This window comes from Tenacibaculum sp. Bg11-29 (assembly GCF_002836595.1).
Lineage (GTDB): Bacteria > Bacteroidota > Bacteroidia > Flavobacteriales > Flavobacteriaceae > Polaribacter.
Genome location: NZ_PJBB01000003.1, coordinates 3,412,152 through 3,433,558, shown reverse-complemented (window position 1 = coordinate 3,433,558; position 21,407 = coordinate 3,412,152). Strand labels below are relative to the sequence as shown.

The following is a 21,407-nucleotide window of genomic DNA, read 5'->3' as shown; positions in this document are numbered from 1 at the left end:
AAAAAGAGAATAATACTAGAGAACTATGTAATTTAGCCGCTTAAAATCTATTTTTATGAAAGTTTCTTCATTTATGCCAGCTGTAACCCAAATGATTTATGATATGGGGTTACAAGAATATTTAGAAGGTATTACTTTTGAATGTCCTGCAATTGCACTTAAAGAAAAACAGGTTGCCGTGCGTTACAAATTAGAGGGACAAACGTTAACGAGTGAAGAAATAAATACTATTTTTTCTAAAACTAAAGCAGAAGGCGGTACACTATATTATGTAGATGAACCTGTTTTAGAAAGCATCGCACCAGATATTATTTTTACACAAGATGTATGTGATGTTTGCCAGATAGATACAGAATCGGTTGCAAAATCTGCCTATAAGTTAAATAAGGTTCCTGAGTTAATATCAATAACACCAAATTCTTTAGAGGATGTTTTTGACAATGCTTTAACTATTGCAAAAGCGATGGGTAAAGAAACAGTAGGTATTAATTATGTTAAAAAACTTAAAGAGCGTATTTATACTATTGTAGATACGCAAAGGGCTAACAGAATACAATCTAAAAGTTTAATGTTATTAGAATGGATAGATCCGCTATTTAACTGTGGACATTGGATTCCTCATCAAATAGGCTATGCAGGTGGTATTGATTTATTAGCGCATCCATCAGGAGATAGTATTGTTATTTCTTGGGATAAAATTGTAAAATACAATCCTGAAATTTTAATTATAGCGCCATGTGGTTATGGTATTGAGAGGACAATGGAAGACATGCATTTCTTAGAAGAAAAACCAGAATGGAGTTCTTTACGCGCTGTAAAAAACAAACAAGTCTTTATTGCTGATTTTGCCATGTTTACGCAATCGTCTGCAAGTACCTTAGTTGACGGAATAGCGTGTTTAGCTGCAATGATTCATCCGAATTATTTTTCGGTATCAGAAGAGCTTACTGCTAAGTTTTCTAACTATAATGATTTATTGATGCTAGATTCTTAATAAAATAGCATAAGTTTGCAAAAAATTTGGGTTTTGATGTTTAAAATAGCATCAAATTAAAAGGGAATTTGGTTAAATACCAAAGCTGTTCCCGCAACTGTAAGCTACTAAGCTTGTAATTATTCTTTAAGTCACTGTTTATTTATAAATGGGAAGGCCAATTACAAGACGCAAGCCAGGAGACCTGCCTAAATATTAAATAATTCAAACTTTCGGGATAAGGGTTTTAATATATTATGAAGAAATACACACTTTTTACAATATTTTTTACTGTTACTCTTTTCTCTTTCGCTCAAGAGAAGTCTAAAATGAGTGTTTTAGAAGAAGTTATTGTTTTAGCTGATAAAAAGTTAGTAAAGAACTCTAACGGTTACAAAATACATAGGTTAAGTGATTCTGTAATAACAAGAAACATAAAGTCGTTTAGCTCTTTATTACGATTTAATTCACCAATATATCTTAGAGAATACGGAGCAGGCGGAACGAGTACTGCAAGTTTTAGAGGAACAAGCGCTTCTAATACCGCAGTTATTTGGAATGGAATTAATATAAATTCGGTAAACAACGGTCAAACAGGGTTTAATTCTTTAACAGTTAACCTAGTTGATGCTATAGATGTAAGAAGTGGTGGTGGAAGTATAGAGTACGGTTCTGGAGCAATAGGAGGTACGGTACATTTAAATGATTATTTAAATTTTAAACCTAAAGAAACTATAAAACACCAAGTTGTAGCAAATGCTGGTAGTTTTAGTACATACAATAGTTTGTATAAGTTTAACCTATCTAACGAAAAGTTGTCTTTAAAATTTGGAATTTCTTATAATGAATCAGAAAATAATTATAAATTATTAGGTACAAAACTTAAAAATGCAAATGGAGCTTATGATAATTTAAGTTTAAATGTAGGTTTTGCTTATAAGTTTTCTAATAAATCACAGCTAAAATTTTATAGTACGAACTATTCAGGAAAACGTTCGTTATCAGGAGAATTACCAAATCCGAGGTCAGCAAATGATAAGTATAAAGATTTTAATAACAGAAATTTAGTTATATATAATTATAAAAAAGAAATTCTTAATCATGAATTAAAATTAGCTTTTTTAACACAGGAGTATCAGTATTTTGATAATAAAAACGTAGAAGATTATAGTTTTGGTAAATCGAAACGTTACTTAATTAATTATACATTAGGTTATAAAATACCTTCTATAAAAGCTAAAGTAACATCGTATTCTGAATATGAAACAATCTTTGGTAAAACAGATATGATACAAGAGAAAAATAGAAAACAGTTTTCTCAATCGATAATATATCATCAGAATATTTATAATAAAGTTTTTTTTGATGCAAAAATTAGAAAAGATTTTAATTCAGATTATAATGTTCCGTATAGTTTTGCCTTTGGACTTAAAGCTAACACGTTTAAGAACTTTAATGTAAGGTTAAATAGTTCTAAAAATTATAGAGTACCCACTTACAACGATTTATACTGGCCTGGGCAAGGAAACTTAAACCTTGTAGCTGAAACAGCTATGCAAGGAGAGCTAGGTATTGGTTTTAAAAACAGTAAAATAAAAGCCGATTTAGGTGTGTTTTATATTTCAGCGAAAAATAAAATAGTTTGGACACCAAATGGAAATCCTGATAAACCAGGAGTTTGGTCGCCAATAAACTTATCTAATGTAAATAACAAAGGAGTAGAGTTTGTTTTTTCTTACAGCAATAATTTTGATAAAAATTTTGTCGATTTTAATTTTAATTATAGTTATACAGAAGCTAAAAATAAAAGAACAGACACTTTTTTAATTTTTGTACCTAAGCATCTTTTAAACGGAAATTTAAGTTATTCATATAAAAGGTTTGGTTTGTTTTTTCAGCAAGTATTTACAGGAATGACATATACAACAGAAAGTAATTCTAAAGATTTTGTAATACCTCATTTTTTCGTTTCTAATATAGGTGGGGATTTTAAAATTTTAAAACAACATCAAAAACAGTTATCAATTGGTTTTAAGGTAAATAATGTGTTTAATAAGTTATATATAACACAACCAAGAAGACCAATGCCAAATAGAAATTTTAATATTAACATAAACTATAAATTTTAAAACAATGAAAATTAATAAATTATTTACGCTTATACTAGTATTAGGGGCTATTATATTTACTTCTTGTAGCGATGATAATACACCAGATTTACCAAAAGGAGATTACGACAAAGGTATTTTAATAAGTGGTGAAGGTAGTGGAAGTACTGGTTCAATTTCTTATGTATCTAATGATCTTACTACTAACGAAAATTTAATATATAAAAAAGTTAATAATAGTGAGTTAGGAACATTTTTACAGTCAATTGCTTTTGATGATGATAGTGCTTATATTATTGTAGATAATCAAAATACAATTACAGCAGTTGATAGGTATTCTTTTACAAAAAAGGGAGAGATAACTTCTAACTTAGAAACTCCTAGATATATGGTTGTTTCTAACGATAAAGGTTATGTAACAAACTGGGGAACAACAGAAGGTTTTGTAGCTGTTTTTGATATGAATAGTTATAGTTTCATAAAAAAAATAACTATTTCTACAGGTCCAGAGAGAATTTTAGAAAAAAATGGAAAATTATATGTTTCTCATAAAGGAGGTAATGGAAGTAACAATGTTATTTCTGTAATAGATATTTTAACAGATGATGTACAAGAGATTATCGTTAATGATAAACCAGATGAAATGTTTTTTAACAATTCAGGAAATTTAGTTGTTTTATCTGAAGGTAAAGCTGCTTGGACAAAAGATGAAACCCTTGCATCTATTTCTAAAATTGATTTAAATGATAATTCAGTAACGAAAATGGAGTTTAAAGACGGAGAACATCCTTCTTTAATGGTATTTGATAATAATATAATTTATTACAATTTAGGTAGTAAGGTTTATAAAATGAATACATCTGAGACTAGTTTATCTAGTATAGAATTTTTAACAATTGAGCTATTTACAACTGGATATTCTGAATTTTATGGAATGGAAGTTAAAGATAATAAGCTTTATGCTTTAAGTACTAGATTTTCTGACTTAAGTGAATTAAAAGTATTTAATTTAATAGATAACAGTGAAATTAAAACAATAGAAGCACCTATCGGGGCATCAAAAATTTATTTTAATAATTAAAAGAATAATAATTCCCCCTCTTTATAAACTTTTAATCACATTAAGTTTATGAAAATAAGCCCACTTACATAGTTAAGTGGGTTTATTGTTTATAAAAATTTCTTTTGAATTTCTTTTGAAGGAATCATACAAACTTCTTTTTTACCAAACCATTTGTATCTGTTTTTAGCAATAAAATCGTAACTATAATTTCTAATAGTTTCAGGTATCAAATTAAAAACAGTCGCTAAATTCCAAATACCACCAAAATTGATCATAATTTTTAAGGCTGCGGTTGATTTAATGTAGTAAGCAATTTTAGGTTCATACAAAATAATAGAATCTATTTTAGTAATATCTATACCTAAATGATTTGTAATTTCTTTTCCAATATAAGATTGTAATGAAGCAAAAACGAACTGGTTTTTAGTGTCGTATTTAATAACTTTTAAAACAGCATCATTACAAAAATTACACACTCCATCAAACAAAATTATTTTTTTATTAGTAGGTAAATCAACCATTGTATATACTTATTATTAAAAAGGCAAAATTATTTTGTAACATAAATCAAAATTAAGCGTCTTGTAAGAAAGTAAATAGTGATTTAACATATAATTGGTAACAAAAGTATGTTTGAGTATTTATTTTAGTATAAAATTAACTAAAGCGATGATTAAAATAGAAAACCTACACAAATCCTATCCAATAGGAAAAGACAAACTTCATGTTTTAAAAGGACTTGACTTGCATATTAAAGAAGGTGAATTCGTATCTATTATGGGATCTTCAGGATCTGGGAAATCTACTTTATTAAATATAGTTGGCTTGTTAGATTCACATGATGAAGGGAAGTATTATTTAAATGGTGAGTTAATTGAAGATTTAAACGAGAAAAAAGCTGCAATTTTACGTAACAAATTTTTAGGTTTTGTTTTTCAGTCTTTCAACTTAATATCTTACAAAACAGCTTTAGAAAACGTAGCATTACCTTTATATTATAAAGGAGTTAATAGAAAAGAAAGATCAAAAATTGCTTTAGATTACCTTGAAAAAGTTGGTTTAAAAGACTGGGCTAATCATTTACCAAATGAACTTTCTGGAGGGCAAAAACAACGTGTTGCAATAGCAAGAGCTTTAGTTACTAAACCTAAAGTTGTGTTAGCAGATGAGCCAACAGGAGCATTAGATTCTACTACTACAGATTCGGTTATGGATTTATTAAAAGAAATTAATGATGAAGGTATGACTGTTTTTGTAATTACGCATGAAGAAGAGGTAGCAGAGCAAACAAATAGAATTGTTCGTTTAAAAGATGGGGTTATTATAAGTGATGAATATACTTCAGTAAACAATACTAAAGAAAAAATTAAAGCAGTTTAATTATGTTTGATTTAGATCGTTGGAGAGAAATATTTCAAAGCATTAGTAAAAATAAATTACGTTCAGTAATGTCTGGTTTTACAGTTGCTTTTGCAATATTATTATTTACCTTACTTTTTGGTATTGTAAGCGGATTGAGTAACTCATTTAAAGGTGCTTTTGTTGATGATGCAATGAATACAATGAGGGTTAGAGTTTGGAAAACTTCAAAACCTTATAAAGGATTACAAACTGGTAGAACAATTCAGTTAAAAAATAAAGATTATAATTTTATTAAAGAAACTTACGAAGATAAAATTCAACACCAAACGGCTAGAATTTATAAAAACGTAACTATTTCTTATAAAAGTAAATCTGACAGTTATCGATTACGAGCAGTACATCCAGATCATCAGTTTTTAGAAAAAACAATTATAGATGAAGGTAGGTATATTAACGAAAGAGATTTAAAAGAAAAATCGAAGGTTATTGTTATTGGTCGTTTAGTAAAACAAGATTTATTTGGAGAAAAACCTGCATTAGGTAAACGTGTAAGCGTAAACGGAATTTCGTATCTAATTATTGGAATATTTTCTGATGCTGGAGGAGATAATGAAGAGCGTCAAACTTACATGCCGGTTACTACAGCACAAATGATATATGGTAATAATGATCATCTAAGTCAAATTATTGTAGGTTATGATCCTAAATTAAGTTTAGATGAAGCGATTGCATTTGGTAATAAAATGGAGCGTGACTTACGTAAGAATTTAGGAATACATCCAGACGATCAAAGTGCACTTTCTGTACGAAACATGGCAGAAGCAAATAAAGGGGTGGGAACATTTATGTTAGCACTATATTTTATTGTGATATTCGTTGGGTCTGGTACTTTAATAGCAGGTATTATAGGTATTAGTAATATTATGATTTTTGTTATTAAAGAAAGAACGAAAGAATTTGGTATTAGAAAAGCATTAGGAGCAAAACCATCATCAATTGTTGGTATGGTAGTACAAGAATCCGTTTTAATAACCACTATAGCTGGGTACTTAGGTTTATCTTTAGGAACTTATATTTTAAGTTTAATAGGAGATAGCTTAGAAAAATACTTTATAAAAGATCCAAGTGTAAGTCCTGGTATTGTAATAGGAGCAACCATCGTTTTAATTTTATCAGGATTAATTGCTGGATATATACCAGCAAAAAGAGCCGCGAATATTAAACCAATTGTAGCATTAAGAGCAGATTAATTATGAAATTTTTATTTGATTCAGACACTTGGCAAGAAATTTACGGAAGTATTCGTAAAAATAAAGTTAGAACAGTTATTACCATTATAGGTGTTCTTTGGGGAATTTTTTTATTAGTTGTTCTTTTGGGAGCTTCAAGGGGAATGGAAAATAACTTCAAGAAAATTTTTGGAAATTTTGCAACGAATAGTGTATTTATTTGGACTCAGTCTACTGATACACCATTTAAAGGTTTTCAAAAAGGAAGGCGATTTTTACCTACACTAACTGATGTTAAAATTTTAAAAAAAGAGTTTAAAGAAATAAAGTTATTGGCTCCAAGAAGTCAGACAAATGGACAAATAGTAAAAGGATTTAAATCAGGAAGTTTTCAAGTAAGTGGAGACTACCCCGTTTTAGATCAGGTTCAAAAGAAAAATTTAATTTATGGGCGTTTTTTAAACGAAAATGATATTTTATCAAAAGCGAAAGTAGTTGTAATAGCTGAAGATATATACAAACAATTGTTTGAGAAAAATGAAAAACCTATAGGCCAATATATTAAGATTAATAGTATCAATTATAAAGTAATCGGTGTTTATAAAGAATCTACAAGTATTAATTTTGATGGTGAATGTGCTTACATTCCTTTTACAACCTATCAACAGGTTTATAATATGGGTGATAAGATACATTGGATGATGATTACAGCTAATGAAGGTGTAGATATCAAACAAATGGAAAAAGATATTTTGTTAACTTTAAAAAGTTTACATAAAGTTCACCCAGATGATAAAAGAGCCTTTGGTAGTGTTAATTTAGGTGTTGAAATTGCTAAGTTTACAGGGTTTTTAACAGGAATGCAGTTTTTAACTTGGTTTGTAGGCATAGCAACTTTAATTGCTGGGGTATTTGCTATTGGTAATATTTTATTAATTACAGTAAAAGAAAGAACCAAAGAAATTGGTATAAGAAGAGCATTAGGAGCAACCCCAAAAAGTATAAGACAGCAAATTGTATTAGAATCTGTTTTCTTAACAACTATAGCAGGAATGTTAGGTATTATATTAGGAGCATTAGTACTCTTTTTAATAGATGCAGCATTTGGTCAAGGCCCTGACGCTACATTAATAAATCCAACAGTAAATATTCCAATTATTTTAATAGCATTTACAACTTTAGTAATATTAGGTACTTTAATAGGCTTAATACCCGCCCACATGGCAACAGTAATAAAACCAATCGAAGCATTAAGAGAAGAATAAATCAATTAACATATTATGAGTAAAAGAGCAAAAATTATTTTAGGTATTGTAGCAGTATTATTTGCAATAGCGTTAATCTGGTTCGCAAAAAAGAACAAAAAAAATATTGTTGAATATGAAACCGAAAAAGCGTTTAGAACGACAATAGTTAAAAAAACAGTAGCAACAGGTAAAGTAGTACCTTTAGAAGAAGTTGAAATTAAGCCTCAAATAGCAGGTATTGTTGATAAAATTTTAGTTGAAGAAGGAGCTATTGTAAAGGCAGGTGATTTAATCGCAACCGTAAGAGTGGTGCCAAATGTAGCTTCTTTAAACAGAGCTAATGGTAGCGTTAAAAATGCACGACTATCGTTTAATAATGCAAAAGTGCAATTTGATAGAAATAAAAAATTGTTTGATAAAGGTGTAATCTCGCTTCAGGCATTTGAAAACTCTGAATTAAACTATAACAATGCAAGATTATCTTTATCGAATGCGAGATCAGATATGGATATTATTAAAAGAGGTACAACATCTGGTTTAGGTAGTGCTGCTAATACTAGTATTAGAGCTACGACGTCAGGTATGGTTGTTGAAATCCCTGTGAAAAGAGGGTATCAAGTTACACAAACAAACGACTTTAATGCAGGTACTACGATTGCTCGTATCGCAGATATGACAAAGATGATTTTTGAAGGAAAAGTTGATGAGTCAGAAGTAGGTAAATTAATAAAAGGAACGAAAATTGAAATTGCTTTGGGAGCAATTGAAAATAAGAAATTTCCAGCAGTATTAAATTTTATTGCTCCAAAAGGAACTGATGAAGGAGGTGCCGTTCAATTTAAAATTAAAGCAGACGTATCTTTAGATGATAAATATTTTATTAGAGCTGGTTACAGTGCAAATGCAGATATTGTTTTAGTAAAGAAAGACTCAGTTTTATCAATAAAAGAAGCACTATTAAGATTTGATAAAAAAACTGAAAAACCATATGTAGAGATTAAAACAGCAGATGGTAAATTTGAAAAGAAAGATGTCGAATTAGGAACTTCAGATGGAGTAAATGTTGAACTTTTAGGTGGAATTACAAAAGATGATGAAATCAAAATTTGGAACAAAGCTTCAAAAGATAAAAAGAAAGATGATTAATAATTTTTGTTCTTAATTTTATAAAAAAGAAGAAGAAATTCAATGTTGAATTTCTTCTTCTTTTTTTGAATAATTAAATCAATAGTTTGCCTTTTAAAAATAACATTGTAAACAATTAAAGTATATATATTATACTTAATTTAAAGAATAATGACAAAAAAAAATAAGAAAATGATTTTAGGATGCTTTTTACTTCTGGTTTTTATTCAAAAATGTACTCCAATAAATATTACTTCAGCATCACTATTTAAGAAAAAAGAATATGAAAATTACAATTATTTAAAAGATGGAGTAAACAGTGAAAATTTTAAAATAGAAAGAATATCAGAAAACGGCTATAATTTGATAGGCTATGATGAAATAGGGAATTATTTTATTGTTTATGGAGATGAGAAAATAACAAAAATTAATAATGTAGGGGAAGAGCAATTTAAAATTGATAGATTAGGTAATGTTAGTTACGCTAATTTTGGTTCTTATGTTTTTACAGACTCCGAAATATATGATTTAACACAAGAAAAAATTAAAGTAACACCGCTTAATAAAATAATAGACTTCTCAAATAAAGAATTAAATAAAGAAGGGTTCTTTAAGTTGATGGAAACGTATTATAACAAAGCAAGTCATGTAGTCTATGCATTCAATACTAAGAATTATAAAGTCTATTTAAAAATAGAAAATGAATGGTTAGGTATTTATATATCACGATTTAAATCTAGCGGAATAAACTTTTACCCAACTGGAGAAATAGTTAAAAAGTATCCTGAAAAATTTAAAAAATTACTATTTCTTAAAAACACTGTAGATAATGTATACTCAACACGATCGTCAGGGAATGAAGGATTCTCTTCTGTACCAGATCCTGTTATTCTTACGGATGAAATGAATTTAGAATATCCTAAATATAAAGAAATAAAAACTTCATTTTATCACAAAGATAATACTTACGGAACAATTGCTTATACAAGTATACCAGTATCATTTATAGGAACCTCTTACCTTAAATTAGAAATAAATAAAGAAGTGTTTAAGTTTAAAGAAAAAGGGATTAAAAGTGTTGGGTTTTTATCTAGTCCAAAAAATTATTTGTCTTATTATGTTTTGCCAAAAAGGTATACAAATAAATCTAAAGTAAGTTTTTTAAAACTCTTTTACCCTACAAATATAGGCGCAAGCGGAAGCAAAGGTTTATATATTATAAAACCTAAAAAGTAAGTACTACATTTATAAAAAGTTTGTAATTTGGCTAAATTATATAATTTAAAAAAGAGGAGTATAAGATTTAATAATTCTTATTTAAAAAACGATATATGGAAGCTACAGATGAAAAAGTAACATTTGAAATTATAGAAAAAGTACCTAAAGAGAAACTTCAAATCCCTTTAAAATTATATGGAGAATCTGCTGCCATGGAAAGCTATGTAAAACTACCTTTCTTACTTGTTGGAGTTCTTTTTTTAATACATAATGTTTTTATAGCAGGAAATAGTTACAGCTATAGTACATATAAAAATATAAAAAATATTGAAATATCAATTATCGCAATTATAGTATTAGCTATTTTAATAATGGCTGGAATAGCGATGAATAAAAACTCAAAAACAAAGAAAGCTTTAAAAGAAATTTCTAAACGTTATACGATTAAAACAGCAACTGTTCAAGAGGAGTTTAGTGCTTTAGCAATTCATATGTATGGAGGAAGAGGTGTTGTTTTAAAGAAATAAAAACCGTTAACTTATTTATTATGTTATAATAAAAAAGCAACTCATACGAGTTGCTTTTTTATTTATAAAATATTTAATTATCCTTTATAAAAAGGTAATTTAACAACCTTTGCAGGTATTTGTTTTTTACGAACTTGAATAAAAATTTCAGAAGCTACTTTAGAGTTTTCTTTAGTAACATATCCTAAACCAATACCTTTACCTAAAGATGGACTCATCGTTCCAGAAGTAACACGACCAATTACAGTTCCTTCAGCATCAACTATTTCATAATCATGACGAGGTATACCACGTTCTGTTAATTCGAAAGCGACTAATTTTTTAGTAACACCAGCTTCTTTTTGAGCTTTTAACGCTTCAGCATTTACAAAGTCTTTAGTAAACTTAGTAATCCAACCTAAACCAGCTTCTAGAGGAGAAGTAGTATCGTCAATATCATTACCATATAAACAATACCCCATTTCTAAACGTAATGTATCACGAGCAGCTAAACCGATAGGTTTAATTCCCCAATCAGCACCTGCTTCAAAAACTTTTTTCCAAAGAGCTTCAACATCTTTGTTTTTTACATATATTTCAAAACCACCAGAACCTGTGTAACCAGTAGCAGAAACAACAACGTTTGGTATTCCTGCAAAATCAGTAATTTCAAATGTATAAAACTTAATTGTAGATAAGTTAACAGAGGTTAACGATTGCATTGCTTCAACAGCTTTTGGCCCTTGAATAGCTAATAAAGACCAATCGTCAGAACGATCTTCCATTTCTACTTTTAAATCATTGTGCTTAGAAATCCAATTCCAATCTTTTTCTATATTAGAAGCATTTACAACTAACATATACTCATTTTCGGCAATCATATAAATGATTAAATCATCTACGATTCCACCATCAGCATTAGGCATACAACTATACTGCGCCTTACCGGGGATTAATTTAGAAGCGTCGTTTGTAGCAATTTTTTGAATTAAAGCCAATGCGTTTTCTCCTTTTAAGAAAAACTCACCCATATGACTTACATCAAAAACACCAACTCCTTTTCTAACGGTTTCGTGTTCTATATTTATACCTTCATATTGTACAGGCATGTTATAACCAGCAAAAGGAACTAATTTAGCACCTAAAGCTTCGTGAATATGTGTTAATGCAGTATTTTTCATTTTAAAATTGTTTGTTTAAAAGTATTGCTAAAATATTGAAAAAAAGACAAACAATTAGCTTGAATATGTTTAATATTTTAATAGATTATTACCTAATGTTATGTTAATATTTTCTTGTTACACTTTAAGAATATTACATTTGAGTATCTGTAAAAACAATGAAATGTTAAAAAAAACACTATTAGTTTGCTTGTTATCAATATTAAATACAGCTATAGCACAAACACCAACTGATTATTTATCAGCAGATTTTCATAAAAATAGAAGGGATCTTTTACGAGCTAAAATGCCTGAAAATTCAGTAGCAGTACTTTTTGCGAATTCTATAAGAAATAGATCGAACGATGTTGACTATATTTTTCATCAAGATCCTAGTTTTTATTATTTAACAGGCTATAGAGAACCAAATGCAGTTTTAGTATTGTTTTCAGACAATCAAAAAGATAGTTCAGGTACTTCATATAATGAAGTTTTATATGTTCAAAAAAACGATCCAAGAGCAGAAATGTGGAATGGAAAGCGTTTAGGTATTGAAGGAGCAAAAGCTGAGTTAGGTTTTAAAGTTGCTAAAAATGCGGAAGATTTTATTTCTGATAAATTAAATTTTAAAAAATTCGATAAAATTTTTATTGATAAATTTAAAGATGATTATAGAAATTCAGAAAGAAACACAGCAGAAGTTTATGATTTAGTAAAAGAATTTAAAAACCAATCAGATTACAATCCATCATCATTTTTATCAAAGGAAAAAAAATATGTATATGAGCTTATAAAATCTACGCCAATAGAAAATACAGCAAATGTAGCTCAGGTTATAGGCAAAGCAATTACATATTATCCAAGTTTAAAAGAGGATAAGTTATTAATGGATTATAAGAATGCTACAAGTGATAATCTTAAAAAAGAAATAAAAGAAAAAGTAGTAGTAAAGCTTACGGGAGAGTCGAATATAGATTTAACTTTTTTATCATTAAAATTAGCAGAAATGCGTGAGGTTAAAACAGCCGAAGAGTTAAAATTATTAACCAAAGCAATTCGTATTTCAGCAATTGGTCAAGTAGAAATGATGAAAGCAATGAAATCTGAGATGTCTGAAACAGAAATTCAAGGAATTCATGAGTTTGTATATAAAAAATATGGGGCTGAATATGAAGGGTATCCATCAATAGTAGGAGCAGGAAATAATGGTTGTATTTTACATTATATAGAAAACAATAAAACCAAAGTAAATGATGAGTTAGTATTAATGGATTTAGGAGCTGAATATAGAGGGTATACTGCCGATGTAACACGTACAATTCCTGCTAATGGTAAATTTTCTCCAGCACAAAAAGCGATTTATGAAATTGTGTTAAAAGCGCAAAATGAAGGTATAAAGGTATGTACTATCGAAAATATGTTTTGGGCACCAGGACAAGCTACTAAAAAAGTAATTAACCAAGGATTGTTAGATTTAGGGATTATTAAAACATTAGATGAAGAACACAAATACTTTCCTCATGGTACTTCACACCATATTGGGTTAGATGTACATGATCCAGGGACTTATGGTAAGTTTCAGAAAAACATGGTTATTACTGTAGAACCAGGTATTTATATTCCTGAAGGAAGTAATTGTGATAAAAAATGGTGGGGAATTGCAGTTCGCATTGAAGATGATATTTTAATTACCGATGGAGCTCCGTTTAATTTATCAAACGAAGCACCAAGAACAGTGATTGCTATTGAGAAAATGATGGCTAAGAAAAGTGTATTAGACGATTTTGTATTACCTAATTTAGATTAATGAAATTTACAAGAAAAACGATATCAAATATTGTATTTATAGTTATAATAGGTTTGTTAATATACCCGCCTACCAAAGTTTATTTTATTCGATTAATCTCTTTTTCACCTAGTACAATTAAGGTTGAAGAAAGAGAAGAATTAAAAAAATATGATTGGAACTTACAAGGTTTAAATACTGAAAGTATTGATTTTAATAAGACAAAAGGAAAAGTAGTTTTTGTGAATTTTTGGGCAACATGGTGTCCGCCTTGTAGAGCAGAAATGCCAAGTATTCAACGTTTATATGATGATTATAAAGATCGTATAGCATTTATTTTTGTAAGTAATGAAAATTGGAAAACGATTGGTAATTTTTATAAAAAGAACAGTTATGATTTGCCTACTTATAATACAACAAGCAACATACCAACTCAATTAAAAAGTAAATCGATACCTGCTACTTTTATTTTAGATAAGAAAGGTGCTATTGTTATGCAGAAAAAAGGGGCAGCAGATTGGAATAGTACGAAAGTTAGAGCATTATTAGATGAATTAATCAAGTAGAAGCTTTATTTTTGCTGTTTTAAATAAAATATGAGCCAAGAACAACCAAATAACCCACTTCACGGAATAAAGTTAGCAACCATGCTAGAAGAATTGTATTTAGAATATGGTTGGGAAGAATTAGGTGAAATTTTAAAGATTAATGCTTTTAAAAATAACCCGACCTATAAATCAGGTTTAAAGTTTTTAAGAACAACACCTTGGGCTAGAACAAAATTAGAAGCGTTGTATTTAAAATTTATAAGTTAAAACTTATAATGTATATCCGTTTTCTGTCAAATGATTATCTCGTCACCCTGAATTCATTTCAGGGGCTCATCTTATTTACTCATTTATAGTATTATGTGATTCTGAAACAAGTTCAGAATGACACATTTTATATTTTTAAAAATATAAAAAAACTTATTCTTTTAACACCAATTCACTCCATTCTTTCGGCTTTTCTAACATCGGGAAATGTCCTGTGCTTTCTAACCAATGCAATTCGTTATTCGGTATTTCTTTATGCAATTGTTCGGCGATGGCTTTTACAGCAATGGGGTCGTGAGTAGCCCAAATAATGTTAGTTTCAATTTTAGTTTGTGTTAAAGCACCAATCCAACGATACCAAAAGAAGTAACGTTCGTTTATATAATTACTTAATAAATGAATAACATTTCTTCCGTTGTTGTAATTAATTTGAAACCACATTTCATTAAGTTCTTCTTGTGATATTTTTGATGCATCAAAATAAATATTTTGGATATTTCTATTGAAAATTGCTTGATTTGCCAATTTAGCAACCCATTTTCCTGTAATTTTATTCTTTAATAATTTTTGAATAGTTCTCAATTTAGCTAATTCAATGTGCATACTTCCGTTGCTAAGAATCAGTTTTTCGATATTAATATTTAACTGATTCTGATTATGTCTTGCAATAATTTCAGTAGCAACACTTGTACCATAATCGTGCGCCAATAATGTTACGTTTTGTAGTGCTAATTTTTTCCATAAAAGTAAAGCCATATCGGCTTGTTCAATTAAAGAGTAAGAATAGTCTAAAGGCTTGTCAGAAAAACCAAAACCTAAATGATCATGAATAATTACTCGGTATTTTTTAGCTAAATAGGGTAGGGCTTTATAATAGTCAAATGAAGAAGTAGGATATCCGTGTAAAATAACCAAGGTGTTTTCAGAATTTCCTTCATCAATAACAAAAAGAGTATGCTTATTAATTTTAATAAATACTCCTTTCGATTTCCATTCTAATGACTTCATAAATATAGTGGTTTATCTATTTACAATGTAGTGATTTTTGTGTAGTTTTGATATTAGATGAAAAAGTTAAAAACGTATATAATACCTATCTTACTATTACTGATAGTTTCTTGTGTCAAAACTCCAAAAGAAAGAGTTTTAACAATGAAAGACGTTTTTCCTACTCAAAAAAATACGGATTCTACTTTTGTTTTTTCAATTGATACAATTGAAAAAATAAGGAATAATAAATATTGTAAAGAGATAGAATATAAGAATCAATTTATTAGAACAAATCTAAATGACTTGCCTATCAACTTGTTTTTTGTTGTTTTTTGTAGAAGTTTAACTTTTTGTCCCAAATCGAAAAATATAATTGATATAAAATATAATTTTAAACGTGACACAACATATTTTAATCATAACTATGATTTGAGTAGAGTACTTGAGGTTACTAATTTTAGTGAATTATTAAATAAACAATTTTTAAATAGAGGTAAAAAACTAGAGTATGCGGATAGCCCTGATAAGTGTATAATTTATCTTGACTATCATGATTTAACAAAAAAGTCAACAGAAAAATTATCTAACAGCTTAGATACAATTTCAATATCATATTTTAATTTTATCAAAAAGTTTCAAAAACAGAATATAGATTCTTTAAAAAATGAATATCCACTACAAATATTATTGCTAACCGATTATAAGCCTTTTGAAAATTTTATATTTCCAAAACTACCACCTCCACCAGCACCTTTATAAATAGTAGAATAATGATATATTTCATCGACGTCATATTACCCATTCCACTGCAAAAAACGTTTACATACGCTGTAAACGAAGCAGAATATTCATTCCTTAAAAAAGGAATGCGTGTTGCTGTTTCTTTCGGTAAAAGTAAAATTTATACAGCGTTGGTGTTTAATATTCATCAAAATGCTCCAGAATTATACAAAGCGAAAGATATTCATCAAATTTTAGATGAAAAACCTATTGTAGCTGAGCGTCAATTAAAACATTGGGAATGGATTTCTAGCTATTATATGTGTTCTTTAGGTGATGTATATAGAGCGGCATTACCATCCGCTTTTTTATTAGAAAGTGAAACGATTATCTATAAAAATGAGACTTTTACAGATGAAACTACTTTAACCGACGAAGAATTTTTAATATTTGAAGCGTTACATAACCATTCTCAAATAACCATTCACCAAGTATCAGATATTTTAGGAAAGAAAACGGTGTTACCTATTATTGATGGTTTAATAAACAAAGAAGCAGCTTTTATTAAAGAAGAAATTTACGAAACTTACAAACCAAAATTGGTAAAGTATGTTCGTTTAAATGCAACATATGAATCTAATGAAGCACTCCAAGGATTATTAGAAGCGCTTTCTAGAGCTAAAAAACAACGAGAAGCAGTACTTGCATATTTTCAATTAGCAGCTTCTAAAAAGCCTATAAAAGCAAAAGAATTAGAAGATAAATCAGGCGCTTCTTCAGCAGTAATAAAAGCGTTGGTTGACAAAGATATTTTTGAGCTTTATCAAATACAAACAGATAGAATTAATTTTAAAGGTGAAACGAATCAAATAAAAGAATTGAATGAGTTTCAGCAACAGTCTTTTAAAGAGATAAAAACTACTTTTGAAACCCAAAATGTAACTTTACTTCATGGGGTTACTGGTTCTGGTAAAACAGAAATTTATGTAAAATTAATTAAAGAGGTTATTGCTGAAGGAAAACAAGTATTATTTTTATTACCAGAAATAGCCTTAACAACACAAATAATTACCCGTTTACAACGTTATTTCGGAAACTTTATATCGGTATTTCACTCAAAATATTCAATGAATGAACGTGTTGAAGTGTGGAATAACGTATTAGAAAATAAACCGAAAGCGCAAATTATTTTAGGAGCTCGTTCATCAGGATTTTTACCATTTTCAAACTTAGGTTTGATTGTGGTTGATGAAGAACATGAAACGTCTTACAAACAGTTTGAGCCTTCACCAAGGTACAATGCACGTGATGCAGCGGTAGTTTTAGGGCATTTACATAAGGCTAAAGTGTTACTAGGTTCAGCAACTCCATCATTAGAAAGCTATTTTAATGCAAAACAAAATAAATATGGTTTTGTAGAATTAACAAAACGTTTTGGGAATATTCAATTACCAAAAATTGAGTTGATTGATGTGAAAGAAAAACATCGAAAAAAGGAGATGAAAGGACTCTTTTCTGATCGTTTGTTATTAATGATAAATGAAGCTTTAGAACAAAAAGAGCAAGTAATTTTATTCCAAAATCGTCGTGGTTTTTCTCCGGTAGTTGAATGTACAACTTGTGGTGTTTCTCCACAATGCCCCAATTGTGATGTGAGTTTAACTTTTCATAAATTTAGAAGAGAATTAAAATGCCATTATTGTCATTATCAAAGATCAATGCCTAATAGTTGCGGAGCTTGTGGAAGCGCAACACTCGATACTAAAGGTTTTGGTACAGAACAGATAGAATTAGAATTAAAAGAATTGTTCCCGAAGCATAATATCGGAAGAATGGATTTAGATACGACTCGTGGTAAATATGGATATCAAAAAATAATAGGCGCTTTTGAAGCACAAGAAATTGATGTTTTGGTAGGTACACAAATGTTATCTAAAGGATTAGATTTTGAAAACGTATCATTAGTAGGTGTTTTAAATGCCGACTCAATGTTAAATTTCCCTGATTTTAGAGCACATGAACGTGCATATCAATTGATGGTACAAGTATCGGGTAGGGCAGGACGTACTAAAAAACAAGGTAAAGTAGCCATACAAACATTTAACCCGTACCATCAAATTTTGCAACAAGTTTCTACAACAAACTATGCAGAAATGTATAAAGAACAGTTACAAGATCGCTGGCAGTTTCAATATCCACCATATTATAAAGTAATTAAAATTACGCTAAAGCATAAAGATTATGCAAGAGTAGATAGTGGTATAAACTGGTTAACAAAAGCGTTACAAAACGTTTTTAAAGATAATGTACTAGGGCCAACAGCACCAGCCGTTTCTCGTGTTCGAAATTTATATATTAAAAATTTGGTAATTAAAATTCCGCCAAAACAATCGTTAGGGAAAACGAAAGAACAAGTACTTAAAGTTAAAAACACTTTTGAAGCGGTTAAAGATTTTAGACCTATCCGTTTTATTATTGATGTAGATGCTTATTAAAAATGGATTTTTAGTTAAAAATTTTAACTAAAAAACAAGCCCTTGTTAGGGCTTATTTAATTTTTATATTTTTTTTAAAACAAACATAAAATCATTTTTTATCTTTTAGTCTTAAATATATATTAGATTATTTGTCTATTTCTTTTCCATTAATAAAAATAGAATCAATTAATACCGAACCAAAGTTATAAGGTATTGCGCCATAACTTAAAATTTCTTTTGTAATAATAAAGTTTGCTTTTTTACCTTTGGTAATACTACCAACTTCATCTGCTAAGTTCATTGCATAAGCTCCGTTTATAGTTGCAGCATTAATAGCTTCTTCAGGTGTCATGTTCATTTTAATACAAGCAGTAGCAACTACAAAATTCATATTTCCAGAAGGAGTAGATCCAGGGTTAAAATCAGTAGCTAAAGCTAATGGTAAGCCTGCTGAAATAATAGCTCTTGCAGGCGTATATGGTATACTTAAAAAATAAGAACAAGATGGCAGAGCAACTGGCATTGTTCTAGTACCTTTTAAAGCATCAATATCATCAGAATTCATTATCTCTAAATGATCTACAGATAAAGCATCATGTTTTACACTTACTTGAACTCCACCAATTGTTGTAAATTGATTTACATGTACTTTGGGTGTTAATCCATGTTTTTTTCCTGCTTCTAAAATTCGATCGGTATCTTTAACTGAAAAATAACCTGTTTCACAAAAAGCATCAATAAAGTCAGCTAATTTTTCTTCAGCTATTTTAGGTAACATTTCATTAATAATTAAATTAATATATCCCTCTTTATTATCTTTATATTCTTTAGGAAAAGCATGTGCTCCTAAAAAAGTAGCTTTGATTGGTAATTTATAGTTATCGCGTAATTTTTTTATAACACGTAACATTTTTAATTCAGCATTAACAGTTAAACCATAACCCGATTTAATTTCTACAGCACCAGTACCAAGTTTCATAACCTCTTCTAAACGAACAGCTGATTGGTTGTATAAATCATCTTCTGATGTTTCTTGTAGTTTTTTTGCTGAATTTAGAATTCCACCTCCGTTATTCGCAATTTCTTCATAGGTTAATCCGTTAATTCTATCAACAAATTCTTGTTCTCTATTTCCTGCATATACAATGTGTGTATGTGAATCACACCAAGTAGGAAGAATCATTTTACCTGTACAATCAATAATATTATCAGAAGAAACAGATAAATTATTCATAGTACCAAAATCAATAATTATATCATTTTCAATTAATAGAAAAGCATTCTTTATAGTAGGTAGAATATTCATTTCTTTCCCTGAAACCTTTTTTACTGAAATTTCTCTTACTTGTATTAATTCCTTGATATTTATTAATAAAGTTGTCATGTTGTTTTCTTAAATTTGTAACACAAAACTACGTAAAAACTATAAAAGATGGTTTATTTTTTAGGTTGGATAGCTTTTTTTATACTTATATTTTTATCAGTAATTCATTTTTTATGGTCAGCTGGGGTAAAATGGGGATATAAAGCGGTTTTGCCAACTGATGAAGAAAATAATTTGAAATTAAAACCTAGTAAAATAATTACTATTATTGTTGCATTTTTATTAGCGTTTGCAGCAATTTTATATGCCGTAAAAGCAAAAATTGTAACTGTTCATTTTGTACCCAATTCGATTATTAATACAGGGTTGTATATAATAGGAATAGTTTTCTTTTTAAGGGCCATTGGCGATTTTAAATATGTTGGTTTTTTTAAGAAAACAAAAGGTACGTTGTTTGCTAAAAATGATACAAAGTATTTCTCTCCTTTATGTCTGTTTTTAAGTATAATAAGTGTAGTAATTTTGTATATGTAACCATTCAATGAATGATATTTTAAATAAATTGCTCATATAAGTTTATATTTGAACTATAATTTTTTTTATTTTAAAACGTTATAATTTCTAATTATAATTAAATACATTTATATCAAACTTTTAAACCCTTAAATTTATGAAGAAACTATTTTTTTTAGCAGCATTATTTTTTTCACTTGTATCGTATTCTCAAATTGAATTCATTGAAACAGCAAAAGTTGAAATTGTTGGGCGAGTAGAATTTGTTTACTTGGAGAAAATAGGTGATGAAGCTTATAATTTATTTTATAAAAACATTAATAATCCGATAAATGAATATGTGTCTTTTACTTTTAAAAACCTTGATAATGATGCAGATAAGCTACACGGAATTATGGTTAGAGGTTTTGATGAAGCTGCAGGAAGTAAATACCAAATAAAAGCAAATGGAGATGTGGTTTATTTAAAGTATGAAAGAGAAGATGGTATAATTAAATTGCAAATAGAACAATATGTAAGCCGTGAACCAGATGTTCTTACCGAATCTAGATTATTAACTTTAGACGAGGTTAATAAGTTATTTAGAAAGTAAATAAAGTATTGTGCTATTTTGACAATAGCATTACAAATTAACAAATAAAAAAAGGTAGTGATATACAAATCACTACCTTTTTTATTTGATAAAAGAGTATCGTAATTATTTATATAATTACATCTTGATAAGATGCTATTATTTATACCAAATATAATATTGTTTTTAAAGCTATTGGCACTTATTATGACTGAATATC

The 21,407-nt window shown here is 28.7% G+C and carries 20 protein-coding genes and 1 riboswitch; of the genes, 16 read left to right on the top strand and 4 right to left on the bottom strand.

Annotated elements, in window-relative coordinates:
• Window positions 1–55 precede the first annotated feature (55 nt).
• From CXF68_RS15640 to CXF68_RS15630, 3 genes are all read left to right on the top strand, one after another.
• A complete protein-coding gene (locus CXF68_RS15640) occupies window positions 56–994 on the top strand; it encodes an ABC transporter substrate-binding protein (protein ID WP_232771670.1) in 939 nt (312 codons plus the stop codon).
• Window positions 995–1,005: 11 nt separating this feature from the next.
• Window positions 1,006–1,201, top strand: a riboswitch (cobalamin riboswitch).
• Between the two features lie 29 nt (window positions 1,202–1,230).
• Window positions 1,231–3,102 (top strand): TonB-dependent siderophore receptor, encoded by a 1,872-nt coding sequence (locus CXF68_RS15635; RefSeq protein ID WP_101046058.1) that lies wholly within the window; start codon window positions 1,231–1,233, stop codon window positions 3,100–3,102.
• A gap of 4 nt (window positions 3,103–3,106) precedes the next feature.
• Window positions 3,107–4,162: a YncE family protein gene (locus tag CXF68_RS15630; protein ID WP_101046057.1), complete on the top strand. Its 1,056-nt coding sequence runs from the start codon at window positions 3,107–3,109 to the stop codon at window positions 4,160–4,162.
• An 89-nt stretch (window positions 4,163–4,251) separates the two neighbouring features.
• Here the strand turns inward: CXF68_RS15630 and CXF68_RS15625 are convergent, their stop codons facing one another.
• Window positions 4,252–4,665 carry a thiol-disulfide oxidoreductase DCC family protein gene (locus CXF68_RS15625; RefSeq protein ID WP_101046056.1) on the bottom strand — a complete coding sequence of 138 codons (414 nt, stop codon included), beginning with the start codon at window positions 4,663–4,665 and terminating at the stop codon, window positions 4,252–4,254.
• Window positions 4,666–4,813: 148 nt separating this feature from the next.
• Between CXF68_RS15625 and CXF68_RS15620 the strand changes: the two genes are divergently transcribed.
• From CXF68_RS15620 to CXF68_RS15595, 6 genes are all read left to right on the top strand, one after another.
• Window positions 4,814–5,524: an ABC transporter ATP-binding protein gene (locus CXF68_RS15620; protein WP_101046055.1), complete on the top strand. Its 711-nt coding sequence runs from the start codon at window positions 4,814–4,816 to the stop codon at window positions 5,522–5,524.
• A gap of 2 nt (window positions 5,525–5,526) precedes the next feature.
• On the top strand, window positions 5,527–6,756 hold the full coding sequence (locus CXF68_RS15615; RefSeq protein ID WP_101046054.1) for an ABC transporter permease: 1,230 nt from the start codon (window positions 5,527–5,529) through the stop codon (window positions 6,754–6,756).
• A 2-nt stretch (window positions 6,757–6,758) separates the two neighbouring features.
• Window positions 6,759–8,000: an ABC transporter permease gene (locus CXF68_RS15610; protein WP_101046053.1), complete on the top strand. Its 1,242-nt coding sequence runs from the start codon at window positions 6,759–6,761 to the stop codon at window positions 7,998–8,000.
• Window positions 8,001–8,015: 15 nt separating this feature from the next.
• Window positions 8,016–9,128 (top strand): efflux RND transporter periplasmic adaptor subunit, encoded by a 1,113-nt coding sequence (locus CXF68_RS15605; RefSeq protein WP_101046052.1) that lies wholly within the window; start codon window positions 8,016–8,018, stop codon window positions 9,126–9,128.
• Between the two features lie 150 nt (window positions 9,129–9,278).
• Window positions 9,279–10,343, top strand: a complete 1,065-nt coding sequence (locus CXF68_RS15600) for a hypothetical protein (protein WP_101046051.1) — start codon at window positions 9,279–9,281, stop codon at window positions 10,341–10,343.
• A gap of 95 nt (window positions 10,344–10,438) precedes the next feature.
• A complete protein-coding gene (locus CXF68_RS15595) occupies window positions 10,439–10,852 on the top strand; it encodes a hypothetical protein (RefSeq protein WP_101046050.1) in 414 nt (137 codons plus the stop codon).
• Window positions 10,853–10,929: 77 nt separating this feature from the next.
• Here the strand turns inward: CXF68_RS15595 and gcvT are convergent, their stop codons facing one another.
• Window positions 10,930–12,012, bottom strand: coding sequence for a glycine cleavage system aminomethyltransferase GcvT (gene gcvT / locus CXF68_RS15590; protein ID WP_101046049.1), 1,083 nt, complete (start codon window positions 12,010–12,012; stop codon window positions 10,930–10,932).
• Between the two features lie 163 nt (window positions 12,013–12,175).
• Here gcvT and CXF68_RS15585 point away from each other — a divergent pair, with 163 nt between their 5' ends.
• From CXF68_RS15585 to CXF68_RS15575, 3 genes are read left to right on the top strand one after another with little or no spacing between them, the layout of a single operon-like run.
• Complete coding sequence (locus tag CXF68_RS15585; protein ID WP_101046048.1) at window positions 12,176–13,798, top strand: aminopeptidase P family protein; 1,623 nt, start codon at window positions 12,176–12,178, stop codon at window positions 13,796–13,798.
• Entirely contained in the window at window positions 13,798–14,343 is a 546-nt protein-coding gene (locus CXF68_RS15580; protein ID WP_101046047.1) for a TlpA disulfide reductase family protein, read from the top strand. The genes CXF68_RS15585 and CXF68_RS15580 overlap by 1 nt, the downstream gene beginning before the upstream one ends.
• A 30-nt stretch (window positions 14,344–14,373) precedes the next feature.
• Complete coding sequence (locus tag CXF68_RS15575; protein ID WP_101046046.1) at window positions 14,374–14,592, top strand: VF530 family DNA-binding protein; 219 nt, start codon at window positions 14,374–14,376, stop codon at window positions 14,590–14,592.
• Between the two features lie 153 nt (window positions 14,593–14,745).
• Here the strand turns inward: CXF68_RS15575 and CXF68_RS15570 are convergent, their stop codons facing one another.
• Window positions 14,746–15,600 (bottom strand): alpha/beta fold hydrolase, encoded by an 855-nt coding sequence (locus CXF68_RS15570; RefSeq protein WP_101046045.1) that lies wholly within the window; start codon window positions 15,598–15,600, stop codon window positions 14,746–14,748.
• Between the two features lie 144 nt (window positions 15,601–15,744).
• Here CXF68_RS15570 and CXF68_RS15565 point away from each other — a divergent pair, with 144 nt between their 5' ends.
• Both CXF68_RS15565 and priA read left to right on the top strand, forming a co-directional pair.
• Window positions 15,745–16,341 carry a hypothetical protein gene (locus tag CXF68_RS15565; protein WP_198553833.1) on the top strand — a complete coding sequence of 199 codons (597 nt, stop codon included), beginning with the start codon at window positions 15,745–15,747 and terminating at the stop codon, window positions 16,339–16,341.
• Between the two features lie 11 nt (window positions 16,342–16,352).
• Window positions 16,353–18,797, top strand: coding sequence for a primosomal protein N' (gene priA, locus CXF68_RS15560; RefSeq protein ID WP_101046043.1), 2,445 nt, complete (start codon window positions 16,353–16,355; stop codon window positions 18,795–18,797).
• Window positions 18,798–18,924: 127 nt separating this feature from the next.
• On the opposite strand, the gene hutI is transcribed toward priA, so the two are convergent.
• Window positions 18,925–20,163: an imidazolonepropionase gene (gene hutI, locus CXF68_RS15555; protein ID WP_101046042.1), complete on the bottom strand. Its 1,239-nt coding sequence runs from the start codon at window positions 20,161–20,163 to the stop codon at window positions 18,925–18,927.
• 48 nt (window positions 20,164–20,211) lie between these two features.
• Between hutI and CXF68_RS15550 the strand changes: the two genes are divergently transcribed.
• Window positions 20,212–20,637, top strand: a complete 426-nt coding sequence (locus CXF68_RS15550) for a DUF3995 domain-containing protein (protein ID WP_101046041.1) — start codon at window positions 20,212–20,214, stop codon at window positions 20,635–20,637.
• Between the two features lie 136 nt (window positions 20,638–20,773).
• The gene (locus tag CXF68_RS15545) at window positions 20,774–21,208 is read left to right on the top strand and encodes a hypothetical protein (protein WP_101046040.1); all 435 of its coding nucleotides are present in this window, start codon (window positions 20,774–20,776) and stop codon (window positions 21,206–21,208) included.
• Window positions 21,209–21,407 lie beyond the last annotated feature (199 nt).